Here is a 248-nt window from a genome sequence, read left to right as displayed (position 1 = left end):
TCAGCTGGGCCGGCGCAAGCGCATTGAACAGCGACACCACGGCCTGGCCTTCGCTACCAGGCGACAGCGCGCCGAGCAGCGGCACAACGGCCACGGCCAGCTCCGCCAGGCGGCAGCACACCGAGCAGCGGCACAACGGCCACGGACACCTCCACCAGGCAGCAGCCCATCGAGCAGCGGCACAACGGCCACGGACACCTCCACCAGGCAGCAGCCCATCGAGCAGCGGCACAACGGCCACGGACACC

The 248-nt window shown here is 71.0% G+C and carries 1 protein-coding gene; it reads right to left on the bottom strand.

Translation table 11 applies throughout. The features are described from left to right. Positions 1–248: hypothetical protein (locus tag GM655_RS22840; RefSeq protein WP_196308837.1), on the bottom strand; the 248-nt coding region annotated here is incomplete at both ends.

It is taken from the genome of Pseudoduganella danionis (assembly GCF_009720775.1).
Classification (GTDB): Bacteria; Pseudomonadota; Gammaproteobacteria; order Burkholderiales; family Burkholderiaceae_D; genus Rugamonas; species Rugamonas danionis.
The sequence above is the reverse complement of the archived record's forward strand: the minus strand, read 5'-3'. Positions and strand labels throughout refer to the sequence as shown.